Here is a 7,855-nt window from a genome sequence, read left to right on the forward strand (position 1 = left end):
CTTCTTGGCTGCCTTGCGGAAGGTGTAGTCGGTTCCGTACTTCATGTACGGCTCGTGGTACTGCGGCTCCCAGGAGAGTTCCTGGATCTTCTGATGAGCCTTGGCCAAACTCTGCCGACTCACGTCAACTCCTCACCTGATGATGTCCACCCACTGGCGGCCGCACTGCGGAAGCGCTGCGCCAGCGAGTGGTGGGCAAGGCCCGCCCTGACGGATGCGTCCGGCCGGCTGTCGGCGCGAACCCGTACGGGACGAAACCGTGGTCAGCCCACATCGGAGAGTCGAGGCAGACGCGGGCGGCATCGACAATGAAGCGGGCTCCCGAGACGGTCCGGGCCAGGCGCGCGGGCCCTAGTCCAGGCCGCTCCCAGTGCTGCCCATCCCTACTCGCAACCACGCCATTCCCGCGACCACCAAACGGGCGAACTCAGGGCCCGACCCGTGACTGGACCTGGGGCGGGGCAACCCGCAGGACTACCGTCCCGCCGGCACCGAACGATGATCAGCCCGTTCCTGGCCATGAGTCCAGGTCAGGGCATACATCGCACCGGCCGCCGTTCCGCTGTCATCCCTTGCGGAATGGACTCGGCACGCGCTGAGGGCCGGCGTTCCGGCGCCCAGGTCGTTGCGAAAATGAGCAGCCGTCAGGACATGCTGCGGCTCGTCTGCGCGAGCCGGAGCGTCCGTGAGATCGCCGATTGTTCGGTGCTCGAATCTTTCCGTACGTCGAGATGACACCGCTGACGATCAGGCCATGGCCGCGTCGGCGGGCTTGAGCCCGCTGCGGATGCCCTCTCGCAGCTCGGGGCCGTTCTCGTGACCGTGTTTGCTGGTCGCATGCAGTACCGCGGCGTCGAGCAGATCCTCGACGTCGTCTCCGGCAATGGCCAGCGTGCAATTGCTCTCGCTGGGCACGTCGCGGCAGTCGATCATCATTCGTGTCATGGCGGTTGCCTCCCGGTCGGAATCAGGATGTGAGAACCAGCCCGAGGGTGGGTCGCGGTCCCCATGAGGCAGCTCACGCTACGCCCGCGCGCAACCGCCTGATGGAGGAAGAGTCCAGATCCATTCACCGTGCCCGCTGGCCCTGCGCTCCTTCAGCTTCTTATCTGTCTACCCCGCGACGCTCACCTGATCAGGGCTGCTCCCGCGAGTGGGATGACACCCGCAGCAGGCCCGCGCCGGACGTCGCGCCGCCCAACCGAACTGCTTATCGAAACCCGGATTTCGCACACCCTCTTTGCGAAGCGGACGGCGCGTGCCAGTTCGGGATGAAGCCGACCTGCTTGCCGGCCGTGTCCAGGAGGGGCTGCGAGGCCAGCGGGGCGTCCTCGCGAGCGCACGAAAGTCGCTCGAAACCTGTGTCTACGGTGCCCTGGTCCTCGTTCGGCTTATGGAGTTCGAGGCCGAGTAACCCTGCTGCCTCGGCTGCTGACTGAAAGATGTGCTCAGCGACGTCAGTGAGGTGGTCGGCGTTACCGCCGTACGTCTCGAGGAGCCGATCCGCACACTTATAGGCATTATTACGAACGGGAGCGGCTTGTCCACGCGCGCAACCTGCGGGGGAGCTGTCACCCGTAAGCGTATCGGGCGTCACGGCTGCTCACTCCAGCCGATCCAAGTTCCATCCCTCGTGCTCCAGTTGCATGAGTTGTATCCCGGCGTACGGCTCGCCCGACTTGAGTTCCTGTAAGGCCCGGTACTGCGATACCCAGCAGCGATAGACTTGCAGGATGCTCACGCGCTCACCAGCGTCGTTGAACTCGTCGATAGTCAAGTCACGAGGCCGGCTTGCACGTGCGAGGTGTCGACCCGATGTATGACCGGTTCTAGCCCAGAGCTGGAAGCTGCCGTCGTGGGTTACGCCGCGGCGCAGAACGAGGGGAGTGTACTCGAGAGGTCCGGTAGAGAGATCGAAGGTGTAGCCAGACACCAGCACGGCGTCCAGCCCGCTTATCTCACTTACGCCGGCCACATGGGTGTCGAAGTGCTTCACCCGAAACTTGAAGTTCTTGTAGGGGTCGGGTCTTGGGCTGTGCATGTCGTGCTCCGCGCCGCTGGGTAGGGAAGTTTAGCACCCGTCCCGTTTTCGTTATAGATCTCAGCCTGCAGCTTGGTCACTGGTCCTGCCGTCGAGCTCCGCCCGCACAGCTTCCTGGAGCTCTTCTCTGGCCGCTGTCGCCCTGTTGATACCTTCGTCCGCCTCGGCTGGTCCGAAGCCGTCGATGAGGTACTCGTATATGTCTGCAAGCGCGTGGCCTGCAACCCGTGTCGGTGTGACGCGCCGATGACGCGCGCCCCCTCAGCAAGACCGAGCCGAGCAGCTGCAGGAAGATCAGATACAGCAGCCGGCCTTGGCCCGCCGAGTTCTCTGAGCACTCGTTGCATCCTGTCGCGATCTGCGTCGGTACCGAATTAGGGGCACTCGTCCTTTGGAGCGTTCACCGAATTCCTACGACCAGCGCGGGCAACGACGAACCTTCCCACCCTCGAAATGATCTTCTCAAACGCTCTCAGGTGATTGGTTGATCGCTGGGCCGGATCGGGCGGGGCAGGAAATCGCGCCCGGTCAGGTAGGTGTCGACGGCGGCCGCTGCGGCGCGGCCCTCGGCGATCGCCCAGACGACGAGCGACTGTCCGCGTCCCATGTCCCCGGTGACGAAGACGCCGTCCTCGCGGGTCATGAAGTTCGCGTCCCGGGCGAGGTTGCCGTGCTCGTCGAGCGCGAGGTGGAGGTCCGCGACCAGCCGTCCGCGCTCCGGGCCTGCGAATCCCAGTGCGATCAGCGCGAGCCCGGCTGGGATCTCCGCGACGGCTCCGGGGCGGGCGTGGAAGCGTTTGGCCTCGTCCCGGATCCCTTCGGCGAGCGTGACCGACTGCAACCGGCCGTCGGCGTCGCCGCGGAACGCGAGGGTGTTCAGGGAGAACAGGCGATCCCCGCCCTCCTCGTGCGCCGGTGCGGTCCGCAGGATCGCCGGGTAGGTCGGCCAGGGCATGTCGTCGGTGCGGCGCAACGGCGGGCGGGGACGGATGTCGATGTGGGCCACCGACCGGGCGCGCTGCCGGTGGACGGTGCCTAGGCAGTCGGTGCCGGTGTCCCCGCCGCCGACGATCACGACGTCCTTGCCCTCCGCGCTGATCGGGGAGACCTCGACGTCGCCCTCCTGCACCCGGTTGGCCCAGGTCAGGTAGTCCATCGCCGGGTGCACGCCGTCGAGGTCGCGGCCGGGCACGGGCAGCTCGTGGGGTGCGGTGGCTCCGCAGGCGAGCACGACGGCGTCGGAGCCGGACCGCAGCCGGTCGGCGCTGACGTCGACGCCGGCTTCTACCCCTGTCCGGAAGACGGTGCCCTCGGCGCGCATCTGCGCGAGGCGCCGGTCGAGCCGGTGTTTCTCCAGCTTGAACGCGGGGATGCCGTATCGGAGCAGCCCGCCGATCCGGTCGGCCCGCTCGCACACCGTCACGTCGTGGCCCGCCCGCGTGAGCTGCTGGGCAGCGGCCAGGCCGGCGGGGCCGGAGCCGACGACGACGACCGTCCGTCCCGTCCGCCGCACCGGCGGGAGCGGCGCGACCCACCCGTTGTCCCAGGCGTGGTCGATGATCTGCAGCTCGACGTGCTTGATCGTCACCGGGTCGGCGTTGATGCCCAGGACGCACGCGTCTTCGCAGGGAGCGGGGCAGAGGACACCGGTGAACTCGGGAAAGTTGTTCGTGGCGTGCAGCCACTCGATCGCCTCGCGCCATCGGCCGCGACGGACCCGGTCGTTCCAGTCGGGGATGAGGTTGCCCAGTGGGCAGCCCTGGTGGCAGAACGGGATGCCGCAGTCCATGCACCGGCCGGCCTGCCCCCGAACCGCCGCATCCGGAAGTGGCTCGTGGACCTCGCGCCAGTCCCGCAACCGCAGATCGACCGGCCGGGGACGTGGCAGCTCGCGCGGGGTGAACAGGAACCCCCAGGGATCAGCCATAGCAGGCCTCCGACCGAGTGCCGCTCGGCGTACGGTGCACCCGTCAGAGCCCGATGGCAAGGGCTCGGCGAGCCGGAGTCGGTGGGGCCGCGGCGACCGGGCATCCCTCCGCCCGATATCGCCCGCGACTGGTCCGGACCCCGTGCCGCGCGGCCTCGTGGGAGTCCCGACCGGAAACGGCACCAAGCGAGACACCGGGCATCGCGAACGCGGCGCGCACCTGGGCAACGACCTGTTGGTCGGTGCCGATGATCCGAACCATCCCGGGGGTCGGACCCTGTCGGGGCCGATGTCGTCGCTGTGCCGCGAGCCCGCTCACGCCGTCGATCGTCAACCCGGTCATGACTGCACGCCGGTGTGGCCGGCAGCAGCCTGAGTCGTCGATCGAACCGTCGATGTGCGCAGGCCCTGCGCGATGCGGGTCGCTATCCAGACGTGCCCGGCCGGGGAGGGATGGAGATTGTCGGCGATGCGGGGGAATACCCAGTGCTCGGCGAGGGGGTCGAACACGACCACAGACGGGTCGGCGCGCCGGGCGGCGCCGATGATCGTGTGGTCGAGCGCTACGGCGGTTCTCGTCGGACCCGCGCGGAGGCTGAACACCGAGATCAGACCCAGCCGGGCGCGGGGCGCGGAACGGCGGATGGTGTCGACGAGCGCGGTGACCTGAGCTGCGACCGCAGCCGGCGGGCGGCCCACGTCGTTGTACCCACCCTGGACGATCACGATCGACGGATTCAACCGCGCCAGACCAAGGCGCCCCGCCAGTCGCGAGAACGGTCCGTGATGTCCGATCCCGGGGTTGACGAATCCGGCACCGGGGTCTGCACTGACGACCACCCGCCACCCCTCGATGCGTCCGACTTGGTAGGGCCACCCCTCATGTGGGCCGTCTGAGCCGACTCCCGCGGCGAACGATGCGCCGATCACGGCCAGCAGCGGCATACCGGCTGGTGCCCGGTGCGACCCCGCCGCTGCCCCGAGGGCGGCGGACCGGTCTACGACCACGCACTTCGGCTGCACGGCCGAGCCCTCTACCAGCACGCCGGCCGGATCGATCATGAGGGCCGCACCGAGCGTCGACACGGCCACCGCGATCACCAGGATCCCGCGTGCAGGTGGACGCCACTGAATGCCGCGACGCAGCGCGGACCGCACTGCGCGGCTCACGCCGCCGATCGATGAGCAGGCACGGTCGCGCGACCCACCACCCGGGGAGAAGACCTTCACAGTGCCAGCACGACGACGCCGGTGACGACCACCACTGTCATGAAGGCGGCGGTGCGAGGCGAACCGGTCGTGGAGAAGAACAGTCCTCGCAGCGACGTGCGTCCCATGCTATGGAGCCTTTCGCTCACGGTGGTGCCTGGGCAGAGTCCGGAGGGGTGGCGGAATCGGCAGCGTGCGGTTCGGTGGCATCCGATTGCGTGGCCAGGCCGGGAAACAGCGGCGGCGGGGTGGGTGGCGCGGCCGGGGGCGGACTCGGTGCCTGGTTTGCGCCCGGCGGAGGAGCAGATGGCTCGGCGGGATCCGTGGTCGGTGTGAGGGGCGGCGCCGTGGTAGCGGTCGTGGCCGTGGCCGTGGGAGCGTCGACGACGGGCTGTCCGATGAGGTCGAGCGGGGGGAACTGCTGCGCCGGTGTCGAGGCCAGAGCGGCGGTCACGACGCCGTGCCAGATCCGGCCCGGCAGGTCGTCACCGCTGATCGGGGTGCCGTCGGCGGTCCTGATCGGGTCGTTGTGGTCGGTGCCCACCCAGACCGCAGTGGACAGCGACGGGGTGAAACCGGCGAACCAGGCGTCGTTGTTCTGGCCGGGGAACCGGGATTGCACGGTTCCGCTCTTGGCCGCGACCGGGCGACCGCCGGGAAGCTGGAGGCCGTCGTGGGCCGCGACGTCGAGCATGGCTTCGACGACGTTGCGGGCGATCCGGGTCGGGATGCGCGGCTGGGCGGTCGGTGACGCCTGGTAGAGCACCCGGTTGTCGGAGGTGACGACCTTCGTGATCAGGTGCGGGGCCTGGTAGGTGCCTCCCGTGGCCAAGGTGGCGTAGGCGGAGGCGAGCTGCAGTGGGGTGATCTCCTTGTTGCCCAGTGCGATGCCCTCTGTCGGGTCGGTCAGCGGCTCGGTGATGCCGGCGAGGTGGGCGGCGTCGGCGACGCTAGCGGGCCCGATGTCACGCGCCAGCGTGTAGTACACGACGTTGTTGGAGATCGTCATAGCCTGTTTGAGGGTGCAGCGGTCGCAGGTCGCGCCGGGGTCGGCATTGTGTAGGCCGGGGATCGGCTCGCCGGACATGACGGTGCCGATCCCGACGGGTGGGTTGTGCAGCAGCGCCGCGAGTAGGACGAACGGTTTGAATGTGGACCCGGGCTGTTTCAGGACCTGGGCGTAGTCGAGCCCGACGCCGTCGTTGCCGCCGTAGTAGGCGCGGATGCCGCCGCTGAGCGGGTCGATGGACACGATCGCGGTGCGCAGGTCGTCCGGCTGCCCGGCCAGCCTGCTGCGTGCGGTGTCGACGGCAGCCTGCTGGATCTGCGGATCCAGCGTGGTCGTGATGCGCAGGCCTTCGTGGGTGAGGTCCTGCTCGTCGATACCGAGCTGGTCAAGTTCCGATGTGACGGCCTCGACGACGAGTCCGCGGCTGTCGTTCGCGTAGCCGTTCCCGAGGGGCTGTTGCGGACGGGTGGTGGGGAACTGTGCCGCGTGACGTTGGGCGGGGGTGATCCAGCCCTGCCCGGCCATGCCGTCAAGGACGTAGTTCCAGCGCTGCGCGGCGTGGTCGGGGTGGATGGCGGGGTCACCTTGCGAGGGCGACTGGATGAGGGCCGCGAGCAGGGCGGCCTGGGAGAGGTCGAGCCTTCCGGCGTCCACGCCGAGGTACGTGCGGGCGGCGGCCTGGATGCCGTAGGCGCCGCGCCCGAAGTAGATCGCGTTGAGGTAATCGTCCAGAATCTGGTCCTTCGACTCCCGTTGCGACAACTTCGACGCGATGACGATCTCCTGGTACTTCCGCCACAGCGAGTGGGCATTGCCGACCAGGGTGTTCTTCACATACTGCTGGGTGATCGTCGAACCACCGCCGTCGCCGCCGCGGAGCTGATTCCACAGAGCCCGGGCGATGCCGGTGAGGTCGAAGCCGGGGTTGCTGAAGAAACCGCGGTCCTCCGCCGCGAGAACCGCGTCTTGCACAAGCTTCGGAATTCGGGTGATAGGGATCTCGGTGCGATCGCCACCCGACGGGACGATCTTCGCGATCGTGCTGCCGTCGTCGTAGGTGAGGGTCGCGACCTGTCGACTGACTGCGTCTGCCGGCGTCGGGACGTGGAAGCTCAGATACCCGATGACGAACGCGATGGCCGGGGCGGTGACCAGCAATCCGATCGATACGTAGCCGATCCTGCGGGCGCGTCGCCCGCGCGGGGTGCGCGCCCGGTCGCGCGGGCGCCGGATTGCGGAGAGTGGCGCGGTGCGCTGAGCATCGTGCATCGAGCCGTGCCTCTCCGTGATGACGACATGTCTATGCCGACAACGGGGGCAACGTGCCAGCGATACGAAAGGATCCGCTTTTTCACTCCGTCTTACCCGAGATGGGGAACAGGGATTACCTGCTCATGGTCGAGGGTTTCCCTGCAGGGGAAGATTTCAGGCAGGGCGGCACGAAGGGGAGCTGAAAGACTAGTCTTCGGAGGTGTGAAATTCGACATAGGGCGGTTAGTGGGAGGCTGGATATACCGATAGCTACACCGGTTCGGGCACTGCGGTCGCCATTGCTAGGATCGGTGCCCGTGGGACACCTTCGATATGCTGCTCCAGCATTCTGTGGCGCCGTGGATCGCAGCGGTTCTACTCCGGGTTCACGTGTGGCGAAGGAGTGGTTTCACTGACG

The 7,855-nt window shown here is 67.9% G+C and carries 5 protein-coding genes; all 5 read right to left on the bottom strand.

The window, feature by feature from the left end; all coding sequences use genetic code 11:
• Positions 1-747 precede the first annotated feature (747 nt).
• The 5 genes from JWR81_RS25075 to JWR81_RS25095 all read right to left on the bottom strand — a co-directional run bounded on the left by JWR81_RS25075 (position 748) and on the right by JWR81_RS25095 (position 7,455).
• Positions 748-945, bottom strand: coding sequence for a DUF1059 domain-containing protein (locus tag JWR81_RS25075; RefSeq protein ID WP_297658097.1), 198 nt, complete (start codon positions 943-945; stop codon positions 748-750).
• A gap of 658 nt (positions 946-1,603) precedes the next feature.
• On the bottom strand, positions 1,604-2,041 hold the full coding sequence (locus JWR81_RS25080) for a phage tail protein (RefSeq protein WP_297658100.1): 438 nt from the start codon (positions 2,039-2,041) through the stop codon (positions 1,604-1,606).
• A 472-nt stretch (positions 2,042-2,513) separates the two neighbouring features.
• On the bottom strand, positions 2,514-3,968 hold the full coding sequence (locus JWR81_RS25085) for a glutamate synthase subunit beta (protein WP_297658115.1): 1,455 nt from the start codon (positions 3,966-3,968) through the stop codon (positions 2,514-2,516).
• Positions 3,969-4,307: 339 nt separating this feature from the next.
• The gene (locus JWR81_RS25090; RefSeq protein WP_297658124.1) at positions 4,308-5,198 is read right to left on the bottom strand and encodes an SGNH/GDSL hydrolase family protein; all 891 of its coding nucleotides are present in this window, start codon (positions 5,196-5,198) and stop codon (positions 4,308-4,310) included.
• Positions 5,199-5,322: 124 nt separating this feature from the next.
• Positions 5,323-7,455, bottom strand: a complete 2,133-nt coding sequence (locus JWR81_RS25095; protein ID WP_297658127.1) for a transglycosylase domain-containing protein — start codon at positions 7,453-7,455, stop codon at positions 5,323-5,325.
• Between the last annotated feature and the right edge of the window lie 400 nt (positions 7,456-7,855).

Origin of the sequence: Pseudonocardia sp. (assembly GCF_025965585.1) — a bacterium.
Lineage (GTDB): Bacteria > Actinomycetota > Actinomycetes > Mycobacteriales > Pseudonocardiaceae > Pseudonocardia.

What these genes read in the sequence shown, in the direction of transcription:
- JWR81_RS25095 (WP_297658127.1), bottom strand. Translation starts at nt 7,455, where the DNA reads ATGCACGATGCTCAGCGCACCGCGCCACTCTCCGCAATCCGGCGCCCG.
- JWR81_RS25085 (WP_297658115.1), bottom strand. Translation starts at nt 3,968, where the DNA reads ATGGCTGATCCCTGGGGGTTCCTGTTCACCCCGCGCGAGCTGCCACGT.
- JWR81_RS25080 (WP_297658100.1), bottom strand. Translation starts at nt 2,041, where the DNA reads ATGCACAGCCCAAGACCCGACCCCTACAAGAACTTCAAGTTTCGGGTG.
- JWR81_RS25075 (WP_297658097.1), bottom strand. Translation starts at nt 945, where the DNA reads ATGACACGAATGATGATCGACTGCCGCGACGTGCCCAGCGAGAGCAAT.